We start from the raw sequence: 22,777 nt of genomic DNA, 5'->3' as shown, positions 1-22,777 counted from the left end.
CCTGGTGGCGGCGCCATCTCGTGCCGCTCGTCGCGGTCGCCGTCGTGGCGCCGCTGTACGCGTGGTGGGCGGCCGTCCTGGCCACCGGCGGCGGCGATCTGGCCGCGCAGCTCGCCTGGTCGGGATTTACCGCCCGGCACCCGGGCTCCGCGTACAACCTCTCCTGGTACGGCGGGATCCACACCGCCGGGTACAGCGTCTTCTCCTCCTACCTGATGGCCTTCCTCGGGGTCCGCACGGTCTCGGTGGCCGCGGGGATCGCCGGATCGTGGATCGTCGCCCTGCTGTTCGTCCGCACCGGGGTGCGCCGGCCGCTCGCCCCGGCGGTGCTCGCCTCGCTGGCCCTGTGGTGCAACGTCGCCTCCGGGCGTACCACGTTCGCGCTCGGCGTCGCGCTCGGGCTCCTCGCCTGCCTGTACGCGCACCGGACCGTGATCCCGCTCGCGGCCGGGGCGCTGGCGGCGATGGCCAGTCCGGTGGCGGGGCTGTTCCTCGTGGTGGCGGGGGCGGCGTACCTGCTGGACCGGCAGTGGCGCAAGGGCGTCGTCCTGATCGTGCCGTTCTTCGTGGTCGTGGGCGCGGTCGCGCTGCTCTTCCCCGGCGGGGGCGAGCAGCCCATGAGCCGGGGCCGGCTGTGGATGCCGCTGGTGGTCTGCGCCGCGCTGGCCCTCGCGGCGCCGCTCGGCCGGCGGTGGCGCGTCCCGCGCTACGGCGCGGTGGTGTACGCCGTCGGCGTCGTCCTGGTCTTCCTGATCGCCTCCCCGATCGGGACGAACGTGGAGCGGCTCCTCGGTCTCGCCGCCGTCCCGGTACTCCTCGCGGCGCTCCTGGAGCTCGTCCGGGAGCGGGACTGGACGCGCACGGTCGTGATCGCCGTGGCCCTCGGGCTGTCCGCCAACTGGCTGGCGCAGAAGACCCTGGACGATCTCCGGGTCTCCAACGACGTGCCCGCCTGGGCGGCCCGCACGGACGGCGTCGTCGAAGAGCTGCGCCGGCTCGGCGCCGACCGGACCCGGGTCGAGGTCGTCCCCGCCCGCAACCACCGCGAGGCGACCGTGCTGGCCCGCCACGTGAACATGGCGCGCGGCTGGAACCGGCAGCTCGACGTGGAGCGGGGGCGCCTCTTCTACGACGGGACGCTGTCCCCGGCCACCTACCGTGCCTGGCTGGACCGCTGGGCCGTGGGGTACGTCGTGCTGCACCACGGGAAGCCCGACGGCCCCGCGGAGGCGGAGGCGGCCCTGGTGCGCGGCGGGCTGCCCTGGCTGCGGCGGGTGTGGCGGGACGACGGCTGGACCGTCTACCGGGTGCGCGACTCGGTCCCCCTGGTGCCGGCACCGGCCTCCGTGGTGGGCGGCGGCGAGGCCGATCTGGTGGTCCGGGTGCCGGAGCCGGGCTCGTTGACCGTACGGCTCGCGTACTCGCCGTGGCTGCGGGCGCGCGAGGTCGGCGGGCACGGCGCCGGCGGCTGCCTGCGGCAGAACGGCGACTGGACGGAGCTGACCGTGCCCAGGGCCGGCACCTACCGGCTGGACTCCGGCTACGGCCTGCGGTCCCGCGGCGGCTGCTGAACCGGGTCCCCCGCCGTATCCGGGGCGGTGAGATTCCGGCAACCACCCCGCAATGAAATATCGCGGAAACATCCGGGTCCTCGTTACGAAACGCGCGCCGGTCACGCTCTCCGACAGCTCTCTGTCGCCCGACCGTCGACCGAACCGCACGCCGTACCGAGGAGGGACCCCGAGTGACCCCCGTGACCCTGGCCGCGGCAGGCCTCGACACAGGCGACACCGCCTGGCTGCTGGCCGCCACCGCGCTCGTTCTGCTGATGACTCCGGGTCTGGCGCTGTTCTACGGCGGCATGGTCCGCACGAAGAGCGTCCTGAACATGCTGATGATGAGCTTCGTGTCGATCGCGCTGGTCACGGTCGTCTGGCTGCTCGCGGGCTACTCGCTGGCCTTCGACGGCGACGCGTTCGGCGGCCTCGTCGGCGGGCTCGGCCACCTGGGCATGGCCGGCATCGGCCCCGGCACGCTCACCGGCAGCGTCCCCACCCTGCTGTTCACCACCTTCCAGCTGACGTTCGCGATCGTCACGGCCGCCCTGATCAGCGGCGCGATCGCGGACCGTACGCGGTTCGCCGCCTGGCTGGTCCTCGTACCGGTGTGGACGCTGTTCGTATACGCACCCGTCGCCCACTGGGTGTGGGGACCCGGCGGCTGGATCAAGGACTCGCTGGGCGCGCTGGACTTCGCCGGCGGGCTGGTGGTGGAGATCGCGTCCGGGGCGTCCGGGCTGGCGCTGGCCCTGGTGATCGGTCCGCGCATCGGGTTCAAGAAGGACGCGATGCGCCCGCACAACCTGCCCATGGTGATGCTGGGCGCCGGACTGCTCTGGTTCGGCTGGCTCGGCTTCAACGGCGGCTCGGCCCTGGGCGCCAACGGACTGGCGGCGGCCTCGATGCTCAACACGCTCGTCGCCGGCTGCACCGGACTGCTCGGCTGGCTCTTCGTCGAGCAGAAGCGCGACGGCCACCCCACCACCTTCGGCGCCGCCTCGGGCGCGGTCGCCGGACTGGTGGCGATCACCCCCGCCTGCGGCACGGTCGGCATCGTGGGCGGCGCGGCGGTCGGGCTCACGGCGGGGGTCGTCTGCTCGTACGCCGTCGGGTGGAAGTTCCGCCTGGACTACGACGACTCGCTGGACGTGGTCGGCGTGCACTTCGTCGGCGGCGTCATCGGCACCCTGCTCATCGGCCTGTTCGCGACCACCACGATGACCGGCGGCCCGGAGGGGCTGTTCTACGGGGGCGGCGCGGCCCAGCTCGGCCGGCAGTCCGTCGCCGTCCTCGCCGTGGCGGCGTACACCTTCCTCATGACGTACGGGATCGGCAGCGCGGTCGACCGGCTGATGGGTCTGCGGGCCTCCGCCGAGGAGGAGCTCACCGGTCTCGACCAGACGCTGCACGCCGAGAGCGCCTACGACCACGGCGCCCTCGGCCAGGGCACGGCGCTCGCCACCGAGGTCCGCCCGGCGACCGGTACTAGGCCCGCTCGGCGGGCTCGTGAGTGATCAGGTCCCCCGGCTGGCAGCCGAGGACCTCGCAGATCCTCGACAGGGTGGAGAAGCGGATGGCCTTGGCCCGGCCGTTCTTGAGCACGGACAGGTTGACGACGGTGATCCCCACCTGCGCGGACAGTTCGGTCAGCGTCATACCCCGCTCGGCCAGCAGCCGGTCGAGATGGACGCGGATCGAGTGGATTTCGTCCTCGGGCATCAGACGGTCCCTTCGAGGTCCTCCCGCATGCGCACACCTTCGCGCATGATCTTCCCAAGGATCACACCCGTGAGACCGGCGAGCACGAGGACCATCGGTCCGGAGACCTCGGGACCGGAACCCGCCACCGGCGCCATGGACCCCGCGAGCCAGGACTGCGACCACCCGACGACGAGCCCGGCGACCGGAGTGCCCACGGCGACGACCCAGCCGAGAGCGGTCAGCCGCCGGGCCACCGGCTCGGTGAACGGCCCCTGCTCCAGCACGCTCTTCAGCAGCCGGGAGAAGAGCAGCAGCGCGATCGCGCCGAACAGCAGCCAGGGCAGCTCGCTCCCGAGATCCGCCGCGCGCTGCCCCGCGGAGGGGCTGTTCTGGCAGAGGCGCGTGAGGCTGCTCGTCACCTCCACGCCCTTCGCGACCGGCAGCCCCGGCGCCAGCTGGGCATTGGCCCAGAAGCCCGTCTCCACGCAAACCGCTCCGTCGTCGAGCATGTGCGTGGCGCCGGTGCCGAGGAAGGCCACCCCGCTGAGCACGGAGAGCCCGAAGGTCACCGAGGCCAGCACGCTCGTGAGCCGACTGTTCATCACGTCCCCCATCCATCGAATATCGATATGCTCACCCTAGGGCAGCATATCGATAAACGACAAGTGCACGGCCGGACGCGAGCCCGGCCGGACCTCTGCGGGAACCGCTAACGGCGGGGCAGCAGACCGCCGTTCATCGCGACGACCACCGCACGCGTACGGTCGTTGACGTCGAGCTTGGCGAAGATCCGCAGCAGGTGGGTCTTCACCGTGGCCTCCCCGATGAACAGCCGCCGGCCGATCTCCCCGTTGGACAGTCCGTCCGCGACCGCGTCCAGCACCTCGGCCTCGCGGGCGGTCAGCGTGACGGGCACCGGCCGGCGCATCTTGGCCACCAGCCGCTGGGCGACCCGGGGGGCCAGCACCGTCTCGCCGCGGGAGGCCGCGTGGATGGCGTCGACGAGCTGTTCCCGGGTGGCGTCCTTGAGCAGGTAGCCGGTCGCGCCCGCCTCCACGCCGCGCTCGATGTCCGCGTCGGTCTCGTACGTGGTCAGGATCAGGACGCGGGTGGACGCGGGGCCCGCGAGGATCTCCGTGGTGGCGCCCACCCCGTCCAGGACCGGCATGCGCAGGTCGAGCAGGGCCACGTCCGGCCGGAGCCGCTCGACGAGCCGGACGGCCTCCCGGCCGTCGCCCGCCTCACCGACGATCTCGACGGTGGGCTCGGAACCCAGCAGGGCGACCAGACCGGCGCGCATCACGGTGTGGTCGTCGGCAAGGATGATGCGCAGCGGGGCGGCGGCTGCCGAGGGAGCTGATGTCATGTCGCACCTGGGGCCTGTCGTTCAGAGGGATCGTGTGCCAGGTCGAACCTGGGCCTGTCGTTCAGCGGGATCATGGTTCAGCGGGGTCGTCGCTCAGCGGGATCGTGACGAGGATGCGGGTGCCGTCACCGACCGAGCTGGTGACGGTGAGGCCGCCGCCGAACTCCGCGAGGCGCCGTCGCATGCCGTCGAGACCGAAGCCGTGGGAGTCCTCGACGACGAACCCGCGTCCGTCGTCGGTGATCTCCAGCTCCGCGCCTTCGGGCTGCCGGGCCAGGACGACGCCCACGGTCGAGGCGGCGGCGTGCTTGCGTATGTTGGCCAGCGACTCCTGGGTGCACCGCAGCAGCGCGATCCGGGTCGGCCGGTCGCACTCGATGTCCGCCAGCTCCGCCGTGACCGTGAGGCCGGTGTCCTCGGTGAAGCGGTCCAGGGTGCGGCGGAGCGTCGTGGCGACGGAGCCGGCCGCCACCCCGCTGCTGGGGGCGGCACCGACCAGCACCCGGGCCTCCGCCAGGTTCTCCCGGGCCGTCTGCTCGATGGACTGGAGCTGCTGGGCGCTGCGCTCGGTGTCCACCGCCAGCTGGGATCTGGCCGCCTCCGCCAGCACGATGATGGAGGCGAAGCCCTGGGCGAGGGTGTCGTGGATCTCCCGGGCGAGGCGTTCCCGTTCCTCCGCGGCGCCCTGGCGCTGGTACACCTCGGCCAGTTCGACCTGGGTGCTCTTCAACTCCGCCCGCAGCGCCGCCCGTTCGTCGCGCTGCGCCAGTGCCCGCGGAGTCAGGACCGCCATCAGGACGGCGACGGCCCAGACAGCGAGGGAGGAGACCGTGTTGGTGAGGAACACCCCGCCCTCACCGCCCTCCCGCAGACTGCCGCCGACCGTGATCGCCCCGGCGCCGAGCCCCGTGAGGAGGATCGCGCCCCTCGGGCCGTCCGCGAAGACGATGAACTGCGTGAGCATCACGGTGTAGAACACCCCGAAGCCGTCCCCGAGGTACGAGACGCCGCCCAGCACCACGATCAGCACACCCAGATATCCGTGCGGGCCGAGCACCGGGTTGCCGGGGCGCAGCCGCACCAGCGCGTAGCAGAGGGCGAGTCCGGCCATCAGCGCGAGCAGCCCGAGCTTCCGTCCCGGGGGCGTGCCGCCCAGCAGGGTGATCAGGATGACCAGGGCGGCCAGCGCCCAGGACAGCGCCTCCCACCCGTGGAGCACCCAGATCCAGACCGGATCGCCGCGCCGCGGCCGTTGAAGCATGGCGGTCAGATTACGTGCGGGACGGAAGGAGCGGCAGGTTCGATGTTCCGCGTACGCCGCCGTGAAGGGCGCAGCGGGCGCCAGGCGCGGTCGCCCAGGAGCAGCAGTGCGGAGGGCAGGATCATCAGCCGGATGACGACGGCGTCCAGCAGGACCGCCACCGCGAGGCAGAAGCCCATCTGCTTCATCTCGGTGAGGTGCAGGAAGACGAAGGCGGCGAACACCGTGACCATGACCAGGGCCGCGCTCGTGACCACCTTCGCGGACCGCTCGATGCCGTCGAGCACCGCCTCGCGGGCCGTCATCCCGTGCTCCATGGCCTCCTTGATCCGGCTGACGACGAAGACCTGGTAGTCCATCGACAGGCCGAAGAGGATCACGAAGAGGAAGAGCGGCACCCGGGAGGCGATCGCGCCGAGGGAGTCGAAGTCCAGCAGGTTCTCCGCCCAGGTGCCCTGGAAGACCAGCACGAGCGCGCCGAGCGCGGCCGCCGCGGAGAGCAGGTTCAGTACGACGCCGATCAGGCCGATGACCGCGGAGCGGAAGGCCACCGCCGTCATCGCGAAGGTCAGCAGCAGCAGGAAGCCGAGGACGAGCGGCAGCTTGTTCCGCTCGTGGTGCACATAGTCCTGGCCGCGCGACACATCACCGCTCACGGCCGTGTCCACGCCCGCCAACTCGCCTACGGTGGACGGGATGTACTGGTCGCGGAGGTGGTGCAGTGACGCGATCGCCCCGTCGGAGGGCGCCGGGTGGGGAACCTGGAGCTCCAGCACGCTGACCCGGCCGTCGCCCGAGGTCCGCAGTACGGGCTCGGCGTCGCGCGCGAAGAGCGGGTCCGCCTGGGCCCGCCGCCCCAGCTCCAGCAGCGCCTTCCTGGCCTCGGGCGCCCTGTCGGCGGCCGAGCGGGTCACCACCTCGTGCTTGACCAGGAGTTCGGGGAACTCGGCGGTGATCCGGTCGTAGACCCGCATGGCGGGGATGTCGCGGGAGAAGGTGTCCTTGCCCGGGTCGATGAGCTTGAGCCCCAGCGCGGGCGCCGCGACGGCGAGCATGACCAGCACGGACACACACAGGGTGATCGCCGGGTGCCGCCGGGCGGGGCGCAGGAGGGCGCCGAACAACCGGCCGTTCTCGGGCTTCGCCCGCTTCGGCACGGCGGGTGTGCCGCGCTCGGCGCGCCGGGCGGCCTTCCTGGCCGCACGCCGTTCGGCGCGGTGGCCGAGCTTCACCAGCAGGGCGGGCAGCACGGTGAGGGAGCTGAGCACGGCGACGGCGACGACCAGGATGGTGCCGGTCGCCAGCGAGGAGAAGATGACGTCGGTGGCGAGGTAGAGGGTGGCGGTGGAGACGATCACGGCCAGGCCGGAGACCACGATGGCGCGGCCCGCCGTCGCCGCCGCGAGCTCCACCAGCGCCTCGGGGCTCAGCCGGCCCTGCGCGCGGGCCCGTTCCTCGCGTTCGCGCTTGAGGTAGAAGAGCGTGTAGTCGACGCCGACCGCGAGTCCGATGAGCAGGATCATGTTGGTGCCGACGCCGGGGTCGGGCATCAGGTGCGAGGCCAGCATGGCGAGGCCCATCGTGGCGGCGATCGAGGAGAGCGCCAGCAGCAGCGGCACGCCCGCCATGACGACCGAGCCGAACACGATCAGCAGGATGACGAGCGTGACCGGCAGGGTGAGGCGTTCGGAGAGCGAGAGGTCCTTGCCGCGCTGGTCGTTGACGCCCTGGGAGATGGCGGGGGAACCGGACTCCTCCACGATCAGCCCCGGGTGGGCGGCGGCCGCCTTCCCGGTCGCGTCGAGGAGCGGGGCGACGTTGTTCTTGGCGTCGAGTTCGGCGCCCTTCATCACCACGGTCACCCGGAGTGCCGTGCCGTCCTTCGAGCGGACCGGCGGAGCGACCTCGGCCACCTCGGGGAGCGCGGTCATCCGGGCGGTGACGTCGCGGGCGGCGGCGGTGGCCTCAGCGCTGTCCAGGGGGCCGGAACCGGACCGGATCAGGACGTGCTCGGTGGGCCGGCGCTGGAGTCCGGCGCCGGTGGCCATCGACTCGGCGTGGCCGGCCTCACCGACCCAGAAGTCCTTGGTGGTGGCCGGGTTACTGCCCGCGGCGATGCCCGCGCCGAGGCACAGCACCACGAAGACGAACCAGCCGACGATCGCTTTCCACGGGTGCCGCGCACTCCAGCGGGCCATGCGTACGGGTCGTATTCTCATGCGGTAGATGCTCGTCCGCGAGGCCCTTCGCCCGGCAGCCCCGGCCGGTGGAACCCGTTGTCCACCGGTCGGTGGACAACGCCCCCTGGCCGCCCCCGCGCCGGTACCGGGGCCCGCCCCTCACCGCCCCTTGCGCAGGGCCGCGGCCGCCGCCCGGATCGCGGGCAGTTCGCCGTACAGCGCCTCGCCCGGACAGGTCGTCTGGTACACGTCGCGGTGGCCGGATATGACGTTCAGGACGGCGGCCGTGCCCTTCGGGAACCTGCTCGCGTCGTTCGTCGAGACCAGCCGCACCCTGCCGCGCGGATCGACGCCCGGCGCCAGCTTCCACGCGGCCACCTTCGCCAGCGCCCGCACCAGGACCGGCGGCACCGTGGCCCCCCTGCCGTAGTTGCCCAGCACCGCTATGCCCACGCTGTCGGCGTTGAAGCCCGTGGTGTGCGCGCCGCGCACCGAGCGCCGGATGCCGCCCGCCCGGCCCTCGTAGATCGTGCCGCACCGGTCGACGAGGAAGTTGTAGCCGATGTCGTCCCAGCCGTTGCCCTTGATGTGGGACTCCTCCACCGCCCGCAGCATCCGGGGCACATCCGCGCAGTCGTAGTCGTTGGACTCCCCGGTGTGGTGGACGAAGACCGCCCGCACCGGGCCCGTGTAGACCGCGGGCTCCCTGACGATGTGCTCGTCCGCGTGCCAGGCCGTCCGGCTGACGATCGCCGGCTGCGGCACCCGGTACGGCACCGGGCGCGGCCGCTCGTGGGCGGCGGCCGACGTGGGCAGCGCGATCCGCACCGGGGCGTCCCGCAGCACCAGCAGGGTGAGCGGGAGGACCGCGGCGCCCAGCGCGACTCGATTGGGCCACATGGGACCACCCTGCGGTCTTCCGGCGCCGCCCGCAGATGCGGTGGCCGATCGGGTGAACCGCCCGGCACGCCCCCGCCGGTACGGGCCGATCGGGTGAACCGCCCGGCACGCCGCCGCCCGGACCGCGCGATATTCTGGGGGAAAGCGGCGCCGGGAACGGCCGCCGCGCGGCGGTGGGGCCCGCCGTACCCGAACCGCGCCGCGCCCGTGAGCGCGCCGCCAACGGTCCCTACTTGGCGACGAGCGCGCCCGCGTCCGGCGGGCGCCCCGGCAGGTAGGAGACGTGTGCCCACCAGAACCCTGAACCCGCAGCTCCCGGTCGTCGCCGTGGTCGCGCTCGGCGGCGCGGCCGGCGCCTGCGCCCGTTACGGGGCGTCGCTGCTCTGGCCCACCGGGGCGGACGGGTTCCCCTGGACGACCCTCGTGGTCAACGTCATCGGCTGCGCGGTGATCGGCGTGTTCATGGTGGTGATCAGCGAGGTCTGGGCGGCGCACCGGCTGGTGCGGCCGTTCTTCGGTACGGGGGTGCTGGGCGGGTTCACCACCTTCTCCACCTACGCCGTGGACATCCAGCGCCTCGTCGACGGCGGCCGGGCCCGCAGCGGACTGGCGTATCTGGGACTGACACTGCTCGCGGCCCTCGCGGCGGTGTGGAGCGCGGTGTGGCTGACCCGCCGCGTGCTGGCGTGGAGGCAGACATGACGACATCGAGGACCGAGCGCGCCCTGCGGCTGACCGTCCTGGTCGGGGAGTCCGACGGCTGGCACCACCGGCCGGTCTACGCCGAGATCGTGCACCGGGCGCACGCGGCGGGACTGGCGGGCGCCAGCGTGTTCCGGGGCATCGAGGGGTTCGGCGCCTCCTCGATGATCCACACCCAGCGGCTGCTCTCGCTGAGCGAGGACCTGCCGGTGGCGGTGGTGATCGTGGACGCGGAGGAGAAGGTGCGCGCGTTCCTGCCGCTGATCGAGGAGCTGACCGGCGACAGCCCGGTCGTCCTGGACGCCTGCGAGCTGGTGCGGCACGGCGCGGCGGCGGAGCCCCGGTGAACTGGCTGCTGGTGATCGCCGGCGCGGCGGTCGGCGCCCCGCTGCGGTATCTGACCGACCGGGCGGTGCAGTCCCGGCACGACACCGTCTTCCCCTGGGGGACGTTCACGGTGAACGTCACGGGCTGTCTGGTGCTGGGGCTGCTGACCGGCGCGGTGACGGCGGGCGCCGCGTCCTCGCACGTCCAGCTGCTGCTCGGGACCGGGCTCTGCGGGGCGCTGACCACGTACTCGACCTTCAGCTACGAGACGCTGCGGCTGGCGGAGGACGGCGCGCGGTTCTACGCGGCGGTCAACGTGGTCGCGAGCGTGGTGGCCGGTCTCGGCGCGGTGTTCGTCGGCGTGACCCTCTCCGAGGCGCTCTGGAGCTGACCTCCGGCGCACGCGCGACGCACCTGGGCCCGGCTCCCTCTCGGGGGCCGGGCCCAGGCAGTGGTACGGGTGTGGGTTCAGGCGTCCTGTCCAGGGGTCCCCAGCGCGGCCGAAGCGGCCTCCATGGGGCTGAGCTCCACCGGAGCGGAAGGCGCCGGCACGGACCGGCAGGTGAAGCCGAGACGCCCCAGCGCCCTGGTCACCTCTCCGGCCGAGAAGTCACGGCGGTCCTGCCGGGTGATCACTTCACCCACCTGCTTGACCGGATAGACCCGACGGCTGATGATCACCGAATCCCCGGTGACGGGTTCGGGCTTGATGCCCTTCATCGATGCCTCGACCTCATGCTTGAAGAGGTCGAAGGGGAAGCGGGCGATGACGCAGCGCATAGTGCCTCAACGGGGTCGGGGAGCGGAACCGGACGGGAACGCGGGAATCGGTCAGGCGGCACGGTTGCCGGAGGGCCGGCGCTGCGCACCGCCGCTCCGCGGCTGGGACGACGACGGGGAACCCGACGCCGAGGACGACGAGGTGCGCCGGGCCTGGGCCGGACGGCTGCGGCGGCCCCGGGACGAGGACCCGCCCTTGGGGCGCTCGGAGACCGGCGAGGTGATGACGACGGGCACTCCGGAGGGCGTCTGCGCACCGGTGATCCGGCTGAGCTCGGCCTCGCCGGAGCGGACCTGGGCGATCTGCGGGGTGATCCCGGCGTCGGCCATCAGGCGCGTCATCTCGCGGCGCTGGTTGGGCAGCACCAGCGTGACGACACTGCCGGACTCCCCGGCGCGGGCGGTGCGGCCGCCCCGGTGCAGGTAGTCCTTGTGGTCGCTCGGCGGGTCGACGTTGACGACCAGGTCGAGGTTGTCCACGTGGATGCCGCGGGCCGCGACGTTGGTGGCGACCAGCACCGTGACGTGCCCGGTCTTGAACCGGGTCAGCGTGCGGGTGCGCTGCGGCTGCGACTTCCCGCCGTGCAGCGCCGCCGCCCGGACCCCGCTGTTGAGCAGGTGGTCGGTGAGCTTGTCCACCGCGTGCTTGGTGTCCAGGAACATGATCACGCGGCCGTCGCGGGCGGCGATCTCCGTCGTGGTGGCGTACTTGTCGGCGCCGTGCACGTAGAGCACGTGGTGCTCCATCGTGGTGACGGCACCGGCGGCCGGGTCGACCGAGTGGACGACCGGGTCGTGCAGGTAGCGGCGCACCAGCAGGTCCACGTTGCGGTCCAGGGTGGCCGAGAACAGCATCCGCTGGCCCCCCGCCTGCACCTGGTCGAGCAACTCGGTGACCTGCGGCATGAAGCCCATGTCGGCCATCTGGTCGGCCTCGTCCAGGACGGTGATGGAGACCCGGTCCAGCGAGCAGTCGCCGCGCTCGATCAGGTCCTTCAGCCGGCCCGGAGTGGCGACGACGACCTCGGAGCCGCCGCGCAGCGCCGCGGACTGCCGGCCGATCGACATCCCGCCGACGACGGTGGCCATCCGCAGCTTGAGCGAGCGGGCGTACGGGGTGAGCGCGTCGGTGACCTGCTGGGCCAGTTCCCGGGTGGGGACGAGCACCAGGGCCAGCGGGCGCTTGGCGTCGGCGCGACGCCCTTCGATACGGGCCAGCAGGGCCAGACCGAAGGCGAGCGTCTTGCCGGAGCCGGTACGGCCCCGGCCCAGTACGTCACGGCCGGCCAGCGAGTTCGGCAGCGTGGCCGCCTGGATCGGGAACGGCACCGTGACGCCCTCGGCGCCGAGCGCCGTCAGCAGCTGCGCGGGCATGTCCAGATCGGCGAAGGCCTCCACGGCCGGCAGCGCCGGGGTGATGGTCGTCGGCAGGGCGAACTCGCCTTGCTTGGCGGCGGGCCTGCGGCCGTAGCCACCGCCGCCACCAGAGCGCTGGGCCGGGGCGCCGAAGCGGCCCTGGCCGCCCTGGCGGCTCGGGGCCTGCGAGCGGAAGCCGCCGCCCGAGCGTGAACCGCCGGAAGCGCGGGAAAAGCGGTCATTGGAACGAGATGTGCGGTCGCGGTTCATAGGAACCCTCCCTCGATATGGCGCGTATCGAGGAATTCATTGCGCGACGAGCGGCACAAGAATCGCAAGAACGGGCCGTTGGCATACGTGGACGAAGCCCGGCAGCCGGTCTTGAGCCGATACGGGCCCGGCCGAACCGGGTCCGGTGCTTCGCAATGACGGGAACGAACGGGCCGCTGTGCGGTCCCGCAGGTCGTGTCACGGGGCCCCGGCGGGCCGGTGTTCCGGTCCGGGAGCCATGGCGGATCGTCCGCCGCACGGTGAAGATCGTGGTCCGGGCGCCTGCCCGGCGGCTCGTGGCGGTCGTACACCGGCACGGCATCGCTCGGGGGTGGACCCGGGAAAGCAACGAGCTGGGGCCCGCACCCCAAGGTGCGGGCCCCAGCTGCGCGAAAGCATCTCAGCGCGTGAGCGCCGGAGCAATCAGGTTCACGCGGGGGTGATGTTCTCCGCCTGCGGGCCCTTCTGGCCCTGCGTGACGTCGAAGTTCACCTTCTGGCCCTCCTGCAGCTCACGGAAGCCGGAGGCGGCGATGTTCGAGTAGTGGGCGAAGACGTCAGCGCCGCCACCATCCTGCTCGATGAAGCCGAAGCCCTTTTCCGCGTTGAACCACTTGACGGTGCCAGTAGCCATGTTTTATCTCCTTCTGGGGCAGAGCCCGGGGACTCGCACTGTGCCAGTCCCGCGTCGCCGCGATGATTACCCCATCCGGATAATGAACCGGAAATACAAAAGTGCACCCACCCAGCCCATTTAGCTGAGGAGAGCACTTGGAGTCTTTGGGAACCACAACTGCAACTGAGATCTACAGTAGCACAATGAATGCGACCGGGCGCGGCAAGTAATTACACTCCACCCGGCGTGTCATAAACCCTCATCGCGCATTGCGTAAAATTCTGTGCTTGCCGCTGTAGATATTCGCCGCCGAACGGGTCAGTGCTTCACCGCCCGGTACGGCGACGGACAGGTCCGCCGCCGTACCGGTCCGGAAATCAGCCGCGGGCGAGCCTCAGCGTGATCAGCTCGAACGGGCGCAAGGACAGCTGGACACCCCCGTCACGGAGCTCGGGCCGCGCCGCGCCGGCGGTGTCCAGCCGCCGCTCCAGCAGGTCGGTCACCGCGAGGCCCACGGCGTCGAATCCGGTGGTGAGACGGACCCTGGCGCGGCCGCCCGTCGACTCGTAGAGCCGGACGACCAGGTCGCCGCTCGCGTCGTCCGCCAGCTTGACCGCGCTGACCACCACCGCGTCGTTGTCGACGGCCACCAGCGGGGCCACCTCGCGGTCCCCGGCGATCCGGCGCTCCGGCAGGTTGATCCGGAAGCCCTCCCGGACCGCGTCACCGATCGCCGCGCCCGGCGCGAGCGCGTGCCGGAAGCGGTGCACGCCCTGGTCGGTCTCCGGGGCGGGGAAGCGCGGGGCGCGCAGCAGCGACACCCGCACGGTGGTGGTCGTGCCCGCGTCCGCGTCGCGGACAGCAGGTGCTCGCTGCGGCGGTTGCCCTGCTTCGTCTTCGCCTGGCTGGTCAGGGTGGCGCGGTGCAGCTCCAGGTAGAGCTCGCCGACCCACGCCGGTGCGTCGGGGTACTCCGCCTCGGCCTTGGTGAAGAAGTCGGCGGGGGTCTCCCAGGTGACCGTCGCGGACCCTTCGAGGCTGGACAGCCGGGCCGCCTTGGCGATCATCTCGCGGGTGGTGGTGCCGCCCCCGTCGCCCCAGCCGGTCGGCGCGAGCGAGTGCCGCGCCACGCCCTTGTCCTTGAAGTTCTTCGCGGCGTGGGCGATCTCGCTGCCCTTCATGGAGCAGTTGTAGGTGTCGACGGGCGGGAAGTGCGTGAAGATCCGGGTGCCGTCGATGCCCTCCCACCGGAAGGTGTGGTGCGGGAACGTGTTGGTCTGGCTCCAGGAGATCTTCTGGGTGAGCAGCCACTTGGAGCCCGCGGCCTTGATGATCTGCGGCAGTCCGGCCGCGAAGCCGAAGGTGTCGGGCAGCCACGCCTCGTCGTTCTCGATGCCGGACTCGTCGAGGAAGAACCGCTTGCCGTGCACGAACTGACGGGCCATCGCTCGGCCGTCACCCGGGACCGGATCCGGCGCGTGGCCGAGCAGTTGGGCTGGCACCCGAGCACCGCCGCCCGCGCGCTGTCCGGCGAGGGCTCGGCCACCGTGGGCCTCGTGGTGGCCCGTCCGGCGGCGAACCTGGGCGTGGACTCCTTCTTCCTCCAGCTGATCTCCGGCATCCAGGAGGTGCTGGCGGAGCGCCGGCTCGGGCTGCTCTTCCAGGTGGTGGAGGACGTGGCGGCCGAGTGCGCGGTCTACCGGCGCTGGTGGGCGGAGCAGCGGGTCGACGGGGTGCTCGTCGTGGACCCGCGCACCGACGACCCGCGCGTCGGCCTGCTGGACGAACTGGGCCTGCCCGGCGACGTCATCGGCGCCCTCCCCGGCAGCGACACCGGCCCCGACCCGGGCCTCTCGCAGATCCGCGCCGACGACGCGGGGGCGATGGCGGCCGTGGTCGGGCGGCTGCACGAGCTGGGCCACCGGCGCATCGTGCAGATCGCCGGACTGCCCTCACTGGCGCACACCGACCGGCGCATCCGGTCCCTGCGCATCGAGGCCGACCGGCGCGGACGGACCGAGGCCCACTCGGTGACCACGGACTACTCCGACACCGAGGGCGCGGCCGTGACCCGCCGGGTGCTGGAGGTCGGCACCCCGCCGACCGCGATCGTCTACGACAACGACGTGATGGCCGCGGCCGGGGTGGCGGTCACGGCGGGTCTGGGCTTCCGGGTCCCGGCCGATGTCTCCGTGGTGTCGTGGGAGGACTCCGCGCTGTGCCGGCTGACGGCACCGTGGCTGACCGCGCTGTCCAGGGACACGGTCGCGTTCGGCCGGCTCGCGGCGCGAGAGCTGACCGCGCTGCTCGACGGCGGCACGGCGCACACCATCCGGGTGCCGCTGCCCCGGCTCATCGAACGGGGCAGCACGGCGGCGGTGAACGGCGGCTGAGGGGAGGGGCCGGGAGGGGAGGGCAGGGGCCGGGCGGCCTACGGCGTTGGCCGGCGCAGTTCCTCGTTGAGCCGGAGCGCCTCTTCGAGCTGGTCCTCCAGGATCACGATGCGGCAGGCGGCCTCGACCGGTGTGCCCCCGTCGACGAGCTCCCGGGCGCGGGCGGCGATGCGGAGCTGGTAGCGGGAGTAGCGGCGGTGGCCGCCCTCGGAGCGCAGGGGGGTGATCAGCCTGGCCTCACCGATGGCGCGGAGGAATCCGGGGGTGGCGCCGATCATCTCCGCGGCACGGCCCATGGTGTAGGCGGGGTAGTCGTCGTCGTCGAGACGGTCGGCGGGATGCGCAGGGGTTTCGGGGGGCATGGGCACCTGCCGCGTGTCGCCGACTTCGTTGACCGGAGGGGAAACTCTCGTTGTGCGAGCCATCGTCTCTATCATAGCCGCGACAGATTTCCCTGGCCGGACGGGGGAAGTTATCTGAGCGGGCCGCCCCGGGACGGCCTCCGCGGGGCCCGGCCGCCGGGTCCGTCAAGAACACTGACCGGCCGGTCAGTTGATGACTGCCTGCCGTCGGGCCATAATGCACGTGTAGCCCTTCACGCATCCCCCGTCGTGAAGGGCTACACCCCTGTGCGCGAGAGCGGTGGCCGAGACCCTGTGTGCCCCACCCGTCACGGAAGGCACCGGATCACCGCGGAAGACACCGGCCCACCGCACGCGCCGTCACCGAACTTCACGGGCAAGGGGCTCCCCTCGTGGTCCCCTGCCCGTGTTTTTTCGAGTTAACAGTGACGTAGAGTATTTGCGCAACCCTGCTCCTGTACCCCGGCACGGGATGTGCCACTACGTCCACGTTCGGAACGCGCTCACGGCTCCCCGCACTGGGGACGGCGGACCGGGGTTGGTTACAGTACGAGCCCGTTGACCGAATCGGACACCGCGCGGCACCGGACAGAAACCGGGCGGGGCCCGGACACGTGGGGGGCCGGATGGACAGCGGAGAAGAACGCGCGCCGGAGCTGCGGACGTTGCGGCAGAAGGTCGAGTACATGGTCGAGAAGACCTTCCCCGGCCGGAAGATCTCGGGACGGTTCTTCGCGGACCTGGTCAGGGAGCGCGGCGGGTCGCTCTCGCACAGCTACTTCTCCAACATCCTGGCCGGCAAGGTCACCCAGCCCTCTGAGGACATCCTCAAGGCCCTCGGCCTCGGCTTCGGCGTGGACTGGCGCTTCTTCAAGGAGGAGTCCGAGGTCGTCGACGACGTCGTGGACGGTCTCCAGTTCCTGGCCAAGCGGCGCACCGGCGACATCAGCGGGGTGGCCGGCCGGGGCCTGGACGAGGACGGACTGCCCCCGGAACTGCTGCGGTTCGCGCTGTCCCTGCTGGAGGACGCGAAGAACCGGCAGCGCCCGGCCGACGGCGGACCCGAAGGGTCCTAGCCGCCATGTCCCTGCGCGAACTGCGGAAGGAGTGCGAGGCCGGCCTCGCCGGGCTTCCCCTGCCCGCCCCCTTCACGGTCGAGGGGCTGGTCGCGAACATGGAGGCGGCCGGCGGCCGCAGCATCGTGCTGCACGAGATGCCCGACCGGCTGGCGCGCGTCAACGGCGTCTGCGGGCTGCGGCTCAAGTCCGGCGGGACCAGCTTCGTGCTCTACCGGCGGCGCCCCACCGCGTACCAGACCCAGCACGTCATCCTGCACGAGCTGTGCCACGAGTGGTTCGACCACGGCACCTCGCTGGACGCCGAGCAGCTCCAGCGGCTGCTGCCCGTCTTCGACACCTCGCTGATCTCCCGGGTCGTCGGCGCCGAAGCGCTGCGGTCCCCGGACGCCGTACAGGCACGCGCGGCGTACGACACCCACGACGAACGCATGGCCGAATTCGGTGCCTCGCTCATCCCCCGACTGGCCAGGGACGTGACGAGCGATGACATGGTGGGGCGGCTCGCCGACTCGCTCTCCCTCCCGGTCGCCCACCGCCGCCGGGGACTGTTCCGCCGCACGTAGCACCGGAGCGAGGTCCGTTCCGCAGCCGACTCACTTCCCCCCACCCCGAGGACTCCCGCCGTGACCCCGCTCGACCTCGCCGGCTACCTGATAGCCGGCCTGATGACAGCCGTCGCCCTGTGGCGCATGCCGGCCGCCCTGCGGGGCGACGAGGCGGACAGACGGCGCCGGGCCCTGTGGGGCTGCTACGCGGGATTCGCCGCCGCCCTGTGGACCAAGACCCGGGTCGTGCGCATCGGGCTCAACGACAGCTCCGTCACCGACCTCTCGGTGCTGATCAAGCACTACACGGCGACCATCGCGATCCTGGCCATCCTCAGCTACATCGTCGCCATCTATGGGCAGTACGCCGACGAGGGGGACATCCCCCGGCACGTACGGTTCGCCCGGCTGATCCAGCAGGTCGCCGCCAAGGCGTCCGTCGCCACGCTGGTGCTGCTGACGGTGCTCTTCTTCACCGTCGTCGACCGTTCCGTCCCCTCGGACCGGTTCGTCGCCGACCACGCCGGGCAGTGGGGCGCGACGCTCTACATGAGCGTGTTCTACCTCTACCTCGGCACCGCCTCCGCCGTCTGCGCCTACCAGTGGGCGCTCGCCACCGCCGGCGCCGGGCTGAGGCTGCTGCGGATCGGCCTCGGCATGATGACGTTCGCGATGTTCATCGGGGTCGGCTACACCGTCAGCCGGACGCTGTTCCTCTGGGTGAGCGTGATCGACGAGCCGAGCGAGGCGTTCGCGCTGCGCTTCGACGAGATCACCGAGGCCTCGCAGGTGGTGCTGTTCGCGTTCTTCGCGGTGGGCGCCTCCGTCCCCGCCCTGGGCAACGTCCGCCGCCGCGCGAAGCTCTGGCGCGCCCAGGTGCGGCTGCACGCGCTCTGGTACGAGCTGATGACGGCCTTCCCCGACCAGCCCTTCGACCCCCCGGCGTCCCTGGTCCGCGAGCTGACCCGGTTCGGCACCCCGGCGGACCTGCGGATCGACCGCTGGGCGGCGGACATCGCCGACGCGGTGGAGAAGCTCCGCCACTACGCCCCCGGCACCCTGCTCGATGCCGCCCGGGAGGCCGCGGGCGAGACCGCGGAGGCCACCACCACCGGCCCGGAGCGGACGGGCCCGCTCACCGAGGCGTACTGGATCAAGGCGGCGCTCGCGGCCCACGGCGCCGGCGCGGCCCCCGGGGACGCGGCGGCCGTCGGCAACCGGCACGCGACCGACCAGGACGGCGAGGTCGCCTGGCTGGTCCGGGTCGCCGCCGCGTACCGCACGGTCACGGCGGAACAGGCCCGGCAGATCCTGGAGTCCGCCGGAGCGGAGCCCTCCGGCCCGGCGGATTCCTCCGAGGCATCGGATTCCTCCGGCCCGGCGGATTCCTCGGGAGCACCGCAGCCGTCCGGAGCAGCAGCAGCCAAGGAGCAGACAGCATGAGCACCACCGACACCGACAGCCCGTCGGGAGCGGCCGGCAGCCCGGAGGCCGCCCGTACGGCCTCCACCGCGCGTACGGTCACCGATGTCTTCCAGCCACGTAACCTCCTGCTCGCCGGGATGCTCGCGACCGGGTTCGCGGCGGCGGGCGAGTGGACGGGACTGCTGTGGGGACTGCTCGGCGCGCTGTGCGCCGGGATCGTCCCGGCCGGCTACATCGAGTGGGAGCGCGGACGCGGCACCTGGGGCGACCGCCATGTCGTCGACCGCACCAAGCGGGCCCCGATCTTCTTCGTCATCCTCGGCTCCATCGGCGTCGGTTCGGCGGTCATGGTGCTCGGCGGCGCCCCCTCCGGCATCCTGACGGCGATGCTCGGGCTCTGGGCGATGACGGTCGTCCTGCTGGCCGTCAACACGGTCTGGAAGATCTCGGTGGACGCCTCGGTCGCCTCGGCCGTCGTCGCCCTGCTCGCCGTGGTCCACTCGCCGTGGTGGCTGTTCGGGTACCTGATGACGGCCGCCGTCTGCTGGTCGCGGGTCGCGCTCGGGTACCACACGGTCGGCCAGGTGACCGCCGGAACCGCGCTGGGCGCGGCCACGGCGGGCGCGTTCCTCTTCGGCTGAGCCGAGCGCCCGCCGGGTGACCGGATGACGTCCCGCCGAACGGGTCCGGTTCTTACGTCCCGGTGACGTGCCGACCGCGAAACCGCGGCCGCGGGCGGCGGCGCCCTAGCGTGGCCGTCATGCGCGTACTGGTCACCGGCGGAGCCGGGTTCATCGGGTCGGAGATCGTCCGGACCCTCACCTCGGCCGGGCACGAGGCGGTGGTGCTCGACGCCCTGCTCCCCTCGGCACACGGCTCCGCACACGGCACAGCGGCGGACCGGCCGGGCGGCAGCGGGATCATCGTGGCGGACGTGCGCGACCGCGAGGCCGTGGACCGCGCGCTGCGCGGCATCGACGCCGTGTGCCACCAGGCGGCGATGGTCGGCCTGGGCAAGGACTTCGCGGACGCCCCGCTGTACGTCGGCTGCAACGACCTCGGCACCGCCGTACTGCTCGCCGCCGCGGCCGCCGCCGGGGTGCGGGACCTGGTGCTCGCGGGATCGATGGTCGTCTACGGCGAGGGCCGCTACGAGTGCCCGCGCCACGGTCCGGTGCGGCCGGGGCCGAGGGCGGAGGCCGATCTGGCCGAGGGCCGGTTCGAACCGCTCTGCCCCTCCTGCGGTACGGAACTGACCCCGGGTCTCGTCGGCGAGGACGCGCCCGTGGACCCGCGCAACGTGTACGCGACGACCAAGCTCGCCCAGGAACACCTCGCCGCCTCCTGGGCACGCGCCACGGGCGGCCGGGCCGTGTCGCTGCGCTACCACAACGTGTACGGGCCGGGGATGCCGCGCGACACCCCGTACGCCGGAGTCGCCTCGTTCTTCCGCTCGTCGCTGGCCCGGGGCGAGTCGCCGCAGGTCTTCGAGGACGGCGCCCAGCGGCGGGACTTCGTCCATGTGCGGGACGTGGCGGCCGCCAACGCGGTGGCCCTGGAGGCCGTCGCCGGACTGCGGGCGGGCAGCTTCGCCGCGTACAACACCGGGAGCGGGGAGCCGCACACCATCGGTGAGATGGCCGCGGCCCTGGCCTCCGCCCACGGCGGTCCGGCCCCGCGGATCACCGGTGAGTACCGGCTCGGGGACGTACGCCATGTCACCGCCGACTCCCGGCGGCTCCGCGAGGAGCTGGGCTGGAAGCCCGCGATGGGCTTCGCGGAGGGGATGGCGGAGTTCGCGGCGGCCCCGCAGCGGGACATGGCCGCGAGCCCGGCCCGCTGACCCGGCCCACCGCACGGGTCCGGCCGCGCCGCCGGCGAGGTGGCCTGCCCCCGCCCGCTCACGCCACCGGCAGGGTGACCTCGAAGCAGCAGCCGCCGGTGACGTTGCGGACCTCGGCCCGGCCTGCGTGCGCCTCGACGATGCCGCGCACGATGGCGAGCCCGAGGCCCGCGCCCGCCGGAGGGGTACGGGCGTGGCTGCCGCGCCATCCGGTGTCGAAGACCCTGGCCAGGTCCTCTTCCGGGATGCCGCCGCAGCCGTCGGTCACCGACAGGACCACGCCGCCGCCCGTGCGCTGGGCGGCCACCGCGACGGTGCCGTCGGCGGGGGTGCGGCGGATCGCGTTGATCAGGAGGTTGCCCAGGACCCGGCTCATCTCCTTGCCGTCGACCTCCACCGGCACCGCCTCGATCCGGTCTCCGACCAGCCGTACGCCGTGCTCGCGGGCCAGCGGGTGCGCACCGGCGAGCGCGTCGCCCACCAGGTCGTACACCGAGATCCGGGTGGGGCTCAGGGTGAGCGAGCCGGCGTGGATGCGGGAGAGCTCGAAAAGGTCGCCGACCATGTCGTTCATCCGCTCCACCTCGGTGCGTATCTGCCGCAGATAGCGCCGCGAGTCGACGGCCATGCCGTCCTCCAGCGCCTCCGACATGGCCCGCAGCCCGGCGAGCGGGGTACGCAGATCGTGCGAGATCCAGGCGACGAGCTCGCGCCGCGAGGTCTCCAGGGCGCGCTCGCGCTCCCGTGAACTGTCGAGCTTGGCGCAGGTGGCGGCCAGTTCCCGGGTGAGGGAGGCGAGTTCGGCGGTGGCCGGGGTCGCGGGGGCCGCGAAGGTCCCGCCGTCCCCGAAGGACCGGGCGGCGAGGGTCAGATCGCGGCTGCGCGCCGCCACCCAGCGGCCGAGCAGTACCGCGGTGGCGAGCGAGACGACGGCGGCCATCGCGACGACGGTCGTCACCACGGACAGGTCGTGCGGCGACAGGAACATCGCCCAGGCGACGGCCAGCGTCCCGGCGAGCATCGCGGTCACGGCGACGGCGGCGACGACGGTCAGCGAGACGACGAGCGAGCGGTGCCGGAAGAACCGCAGGACGAGCGCGCCGAGCAGCCCGGCCGCGGCGGCGCCCAGGAACGCGAACAGCGCGATGAGGAGTATGTCGGTCATGCCGGCTCCCCCGGCCCGGCGAGGGCTTCCCCCGGCGGCAGGTCCAGCCGGTAGCCCACACCCCAGACCGTACGGATCAGCCCTGGGCGGGCCGGGTCCGTCTCGATCTTGCCGCGCAGCCGGCGTACGTGGACCGTCACCGTCGACAGGTCGCCGAAGTCCCAGCCCCACACCTCGCTCATCAGCTCCTCCCGGGTGAAGACCCGGCCCGGGTGGCGCAGCAGGAAGGCGAGCAGGTCGAACTCGCGCAGGGTGAGCGCCAGCACCCCGCCCTCCCGGGAGGCGCTCCTGGCCACCGGGTCGAGGACCAGGCCCGCGCCCCGGAGCGGCGCGGACCGCCCGGCGGGTACCGGGGCCGCATGGGCGCGGCGCAGTACGGAGTCGACGCGCAGGACGAGTTCGCGGGGGCTGAACGGCTTGGTGACGTAGTCGTCCGCCCCGGTCTCCAGGCCGAGGATCCGGTCGTCCTCGTCGCCGCGCGCGGTCAGCATGATGACGGGCACCCGCCCGTGCGCCCGCATCCGGCGGCAGACCTCGAAGCCGTCCATGCCGGGCAGCATCAGGTCCAGCACCACCAGGTCGGGGCGGCGGCGGGCGAAGCACTCCAACGCCGCCGGACCGTCCGCCGCACGCGCCACCTCGTAGCCGGCGCCGGACAGGTATCCGGCGACGACCTCGGAGACGGTCGGATCGTCGTCCACGACGAGGACATGGCCGGGTGCGGGTGCGGGGGCGGGACCAGGGGCCGAGGCGGGGTCGGGTGCGGGGACAGGGGCGGGACCGTGCACGGGTGCGGGGACGGGGGCGGGACGGTGCGCGGACGCGGGTACGGGGCCGGACGCGGGACCGGGACCGAAACCGGACGCGGGACCGGGGCCGAGGGCCTCGCTCGTGGTTCCCCGGCCCTCGGGCGCCGGGCGGGCCGGCGGGGCGGGCTGCATGGCTCCAC

The 22,777-nt window shown here is 72.7% G+C and carries 23 protein-coding genes and 1 pseudogene; 11 read left to right on the top strand and 13 right to left on the bottom strand.

Annotated elements, in window-relative coordinates; genetic code table 11:
• Positions 1-20 precede the first annotated feature (20 nt).
• A complete protein-coding gene (locus tag ACIP89_RS19950; protein ID WP_401925176.1) occupies positions 21-1,571 on the top strand; it encodes a hypothetical protein in 1,551 nt (516 codons plus the stop codon).
• A 173-nt stretch (positions 1,572-1,744) separates the two neighbouring features.
• Complete coding sequence (locus tag ACIP89_RS19945) at positions 1,745-3,073, top strand: ammonium transporter (protein WP_401926351.1); 1,329 nt, start codon at positions 1,745-1,747, stop codon at positions 3,071-3,073.
• Here the strand turns inward: ACIP89_RS19945 and ACIP89_RS19940 are convergent.
• The 6 genes from ACIP89_RS19940 to ACIP89_RS19915 all read right to left on the bottom strand — a co-directional run bounded on the left by ACIP89_RS19940 (position 3,045) and on the right by ACIP89_RS19915 (position 8,967).
• Positions 3,045-3,278 carry a helix-turn-helix domain-containing protein gene (locus ACIP89_RS19940; protein ID WP_401924554.1) on the bottom strand — a complete coding sequence of 78 codons (234 nt, stop codon included), beginning with the start codon at positions 3,276-3,278 and terminating at the stop codon, positions 3,045-3,047. The two genes, ACIP89_RS19945 and ACIP89_RS19940, sit on opposite strands and share 29 nt — an antisense overlap.
• Positions 3,278-3,862, bottom strand: a complete 585-nt coding sequence (locus ACIP89_RS19935) for a DUF2975 domain-containing protein (RefSeq protein WP_401924556.1) — start codon at positions 3,860-3,862, stop codon at positions 3,278-3,280. Before ACIP89_RS19935 ends, ACIP89_RS19940 begins: the two co-directional genes overlap by 1 nt.
• A 107-nt stretch (positions 3,863-3,969) precedes the next feature.
• The gene (locus ACIP89_RS19930; protein WP_401924558.1) at positions 3,970-4,626 is read right to left on the bottom strand and encodes a response regulator; all 657 of its coding nucleotides are present in this window, start codon (positions 4,624-4,626) and stop codon (positions 3,970-3,972) included.
• 70 nt (positions 4,627-4,696) lie between these two features.
• Complete coding sequence (locus tag ACIP89_RS19925; RefSeq protein ID WP_402115937.1) at positions 4,697-5,887, bottom strand: sensor histidine kinase; 1,191 nt, start codon at positions 5,885-5,887, stop codon at positions 4,697-4,699.
• Between the two features lie 5 nt (positions 5,888-5,892).
• Positions 5,893-8,106: an MMPL family transporter gene (locus ACIP89_RS19920; protein WP_402115936.1), complete on the bottom strand. Its 2,214-nt coding sequence runs from the start codon at positions 8,104-8,106 to the stop codon at positions 5,893-5,895.
• Between the two features lie 120 nt (positions 8,107-8,226).
• The gene (locus ACIP89_RS19915) at positions 8,227-8,967 is read right to left on the bottom strand and encodes a peptidoglycan recognition protein (protein WP_401924565.1); all 741 of its coding nucleotides are present in this window, start codon (positions 8,965-8,967) and stop codon (positions 8,227-8,229) included.
• Between the two features lie 285 nt (positions 8,968-9,252).
• On the opposite strand from ACIP89_RS19915, the gene crcB (ACIP89_RS19910) reads away from it, so the two are divergent.
• From crcB (ACIP89_RS19910) to crcB (ACIP89_RS19900), 3 genes are read left to right on the top strand one after another with little or no spacing between them, the layout of a single operon-like run.
• On the top strand, positions 9,253-9,669 hold the full coding sequence (gene crcB / locus ACIP89_RS19910) for a fluoride efflux transporter CrcB (RefSeq protein ID WP_401924567.1): 417 nt from the start codon (positions 9,253-9,255) through the stop codon (positions 9,667-9,669).
• Positions 9,666-10,016 carry a DUF190 domain-containing protein gene (locus ACIP89_RS19905; protein ID WP_402115934.1) on the top strand — a complete coding sequence of 117 codons (351 nt, stop codon included), beginning with the start codon at positions 9,666-9,668 and terminating at the stop codon, positions 10,014-10,016. Before crcB (ACIP89_RS19910) ends, ACIP89_RS19905 begins: the two co-directional genes overlap by 4 nt.
• Positions 10,013-10,387: a fluoride efflux transporter CrcB gene (gene crcB, locus ACIP89_RS19900; RefSeq protein WP_402115932.1), complete on the top strand. Its 375-nt coding sequence runs from the start codon at positions 10,013-10,015 to the stop codon at positions 10,385-10,387. The genes ACIP89_RS19905 and crcB (ACIP89_RS19900) overlap by 4 nt, the downstream gene beginning before the upstream one ends.
• A gap of 77 nt (positions 10,388-10,464) precedes the next feature.
• Here crcB (ACIP89_RS19900) and ACIP89_RS19895 read toward each other — a convergent pair whose 3' ends face one another.
• The 4 genes and pseudogenes from ACIP89_RS19895 to ACIP89_RS19880 form a co-directional block, all read right to left on the bottom strand.
• Positions 10,465-10,776: an SCO5918 family protein gene (locus ACIP89_RS19895; protein ID WP_024492023.1), complete on the bottom strand. Its 312-nt coding sequence runs from the start codon at positions 10,774-10,776 to the stop codon at positions 10,465-10,467.
• Between the two features lie 51 nt (positions 10,777-10,827).
• Complete coding sequence (locus tag ACIP89_RS19890; protein ID WP_401924573.1) at positions 10,828-12,402, bottom strand: DEAD/DEAH box helicase; 1,575 nt, start codon at positions 12,400-12,402, stop codon at positions 10,828-10,830.
• 429 nt (positions 12,403-12,831) lie between these two features.
• Positions 12,832-13,035: a cold-shock protein gene (locus tag ACIP89_RS19885; RefSeq protein ID WP_015609674.1), complete on the bottom strand. Its 204-nt coding sequence runs from the start codon at positions 13,033-13,035 to the stop codon at positions 12,832-12,834.
• Positions 13,036-13,394: 359 nt separating this feature from the next.
• Positions 13,395-14,527, bottom strand: a pseudogene (locus ACIP89_RS19880) (glycosyl hydrolase-related protein); the annotation flags it as partial.
• Here ACIP89_RS19880 and ACIP89_RS19875 point away from each other — a divergent pair.
• On the top strand, positions 14,441-15,409 hold the full coding sequence (locus ACIP89_RS19875; protein WP_402116157.1) for a LacI family DNA-binding transcriptional regulator: 969 nt from the start codon (positions 14,441-14,443) through the stop codon (positions 15,407-15,409). The pseudogene ACIP89_RS19880 and the gene ACIP89_RS19875 sit on opposite strands and share 87 nt — an antisense overlap.
• Before the next feature lie 38 nt (positions 15,410-15,447).
• Here ACIP89_RS19875 and ACIP89_RS19870 read toward each other — a convergent pair whose 3' ends face one another.
• Positions 15,448-15,771: a MerR family transcriptional regulator gene (locus tag ACIP89_RS19870; protein WP_401924575.1), complete on the bottom strand. Its 324-nt coding sequence runs from the start codon at positions 15,769-15,771 to the stop codon at positions 15,448-15,450.
• A 626-nt stretch (positions 15,772-16,397) separates the two neighbouring features.
• Here ACIP89_RS19870 and ACIP89_RS19865 point away from each other — a divergent pair.
• From ACIP89_RS19865 to ACIP89_RS19845, 5 genes are all read left to right on the top strand, one after another.
• The gene (locus ACIP89_RS19865; RefSeq protein ID WP_401924578.1) at positions 16,398-16,847 is read left to right on the top strand and encodes a hypothetical protein; all 450 of its coding nucleotides are present in this window, start codon (positions 16,398-16,400) and stop codon (positions 16,845-16,847) included.
• Between the two features lie 5 nt (positions 16,848-16,852).
• On the top strand, positions 16,853-17,413 hold the full coding sequence (locus ACIP89_RS19860) for a toxin (RefSeq protein ID WP_401924580.1): 561 nt from the start codon (positions 16,853-16,855) through the stop codon (positions 17,411-17,413).
• 60 nt (positions 17,414-17,473) lie between these two features.
• A complete protein-coding gene (locus tag ACIP89_RS19855; protein ID WP_402115930.1) occupies positions 17,474-18,838 on the top strand; it encodes an MAB_1171c family putative transporter in 1,365 nt (454 codons plus the stop codon).
• The gene (locus ACIP89_RS19850; protein WP_401924585.1) at positions 18,835-19,461 is read left to right on the top strand and encodes a hypothetical protein; all 627 of its coding nucleotides are present in this window, start codon (positions 18,835-18,837) and stop codon (positions 19,459-19,461) included. The genes ACIP89_RS19855 and ACIP89_RS19850 overlap by 4 nt, the downstream gene beginning before the upstream one ends.
• Before the next feature lie 119 nt (positions 19,462-19,580).
• Positions 19,581-20,663 carry an NAD-dependent epimerase/dehydratase family protein gene (locus tag ACIP89_RS19845; RefSeq protein ID WP_402115928.1) on the top strand — a complete coding sequence of 361 codons (1,083 nt, stop codon included), beginning with the start codon at positions 19,581-19,583 and terminating at the stop codon, positions 20,661-20,663.
• Positions 20,664-20,721: 58 nt separating this feature from the next.
• On the opposite strand, the gene ACIP89_RS19840 is transcribed toward ACIP89_RS19845, so the two are convergent.
• Both ACIP89_RS19840 and ACIP89_RS19835 read right to left on the bottom strand, forming a co-directional pair.
• Positions 20,722-21,828 (bottom strand): sensor histidine kinase, encoded by a 1,107-nt coding sequence (locus ACIP89_RS19840; RefSeq protein ID WP_402115927.1) that lies wholly within the window; start codon positions 21,826-21,828, stop codon positions 20,722-20,724.
• Positions 21,825-22,769: a response regulator transcription factor gene (locus ACIP89_RS19835; protein WP_402115926.1), complete on the bottom strand. Its 945-nt coding sequence runs from the start codon at positions 22,767-22,769 to the stop codon at positions 21,825-21,827. Before ACIP89_RS19835 ends, ACIP89_RS19840 begins: the two co-directional genes overlap by 4 nt.
• Positions 22,770-22,777 lie beyond the last annotated feature (8 nt).

Source organism: Streptomyces sp. NPDC088730, assembly GCF_044751215.1.
Lineage (GTDB): Bacteria > Actinomycetota > Actinomycetes > Streptomycetales > Streptomycetaceae > Streptomyces.
Note: the sequence above shows the minus strand (reverse complement) of the source record. Positions and strands in the feature narration are given on the sequence as shown.

Coding starts and splice junctions, on each gene's coding strand:
- ACIP89_RS19850 (WP_401924585.1), top strand. CDS start 18,835: ATGAGCACCACCGACACCGACAGCCCGTCGGGAGCGGCCGGCAGCCCG.
- ACIP89_RS19895 (WP_024492023.1), bottom strand. CDS start 10,776: ATGCGCTGCGTCATCGCCCGCTTCCCCTTCGACCTCTTCAAGCATGAG.
- ACIP89_RS19925 (WP_402115937.1), bottom strand. CDS start 5,887: ATGCTTCAACGGCCGCGGCGCGGCGATCCGGTCTGGATCTGGGTGCTC.
- ACIP89_RS19905 (WP_402115934.1), top strand. CDS start 9,666: ATGACGACATCGAGGACCGAGCGCGCCCTGCGGCTGACCGTCCTGGTC.
- ACIP89_RS19935 (WP_401924556.1), bottom strand. CDS start 3,862: ATGAACAGTCGGCTCACGAGCGTGCTGGCCTCGGTGACCTTCGGGCTC.
- ACIP89_RS19840 (WP_402115927.1), bottom strand. CDS start 21,828: ATGACCGACATACTCCTCATCGCGCTGTTCGCGTTCCTGGGCGCCGCC.
- ACIP89_RS19920 (WP_402115936.1), bottom strand. CDS start 8,106: ATGAGAATACGACCCGTACGCATGGCCCGCTGGAGTGCGCGGCACCCG.
- ACIP89_RS19870 (WP_401924575.1), bottom strand. CDS start 15,771: ATGCCCCCCGAAACCCCTGCGCATCCCGCCGACCGTCTCGACGACGAC.
- ACIP89_RS19865 (WP_401924578.1), top strand. CDS start 16,398: ATGGACAGCGGAGAAGAACGCGCGCCGGAGCTGCGGACGTTGCGGCAG.
- ACIP89_RS19890 (WP_401924573.1), bottom strand. CDS start 12,402: ATGAACCGCGACCGCACATCTCGTTCCAATGACCGCTTTTCCCGCGCT.
- ACIP89_RS19930 (WP_401924558.1), bottom strand. CDS start 4,626: ATGACATCAGCTCCCTCGGCAGCCGCCGCCCCGCTGCGCATCATCCTT.
- ACIP89_RS19835 (WP_402115926.1), bottom strand. CDS start 22,769: ATGCAGCCCGCCCCGCCGGCCCGCCCGGCGCCCGAGGGCCGGGGAACC.
- ACIP89_RS19845 (WP_402115928.1), top strand. CDS start 19,581: ATGCGCGTACTGGTCACCGGCGGAGCCGGGTTCATCGGGTCGGAGATC.
- ACIP89_RS19885 (WP_015609674.1), bottom strand. CDS start 13,035: ATGGCTACTGGCACCGTCAAGTGGTTCAACGCGGAAAAGGGCTTCGGC.
- ACIP89_RS19860 (WP_401924580.1), top strand. CDS start 16,853: ATGTCCCTGCGCGAACTGCGGAAGGAGTGCGAGGCCGGCCTCGCCGGG.
- ACIP89_RS19940 (WP_401924554.1), bottom strand. CDS start 3,278: ATGCCCGAGGACGAAATCCACTCGATCCGCGTCCATCTCGACCGGCTG.
- ACIP89_RS19915 (WP_401924565.1), bottom strand. CDS start 8,967: ATGTGGCCCAATCGAGTCGCGCTGGGCGCCGCGGTCCTCCCGCTCACC.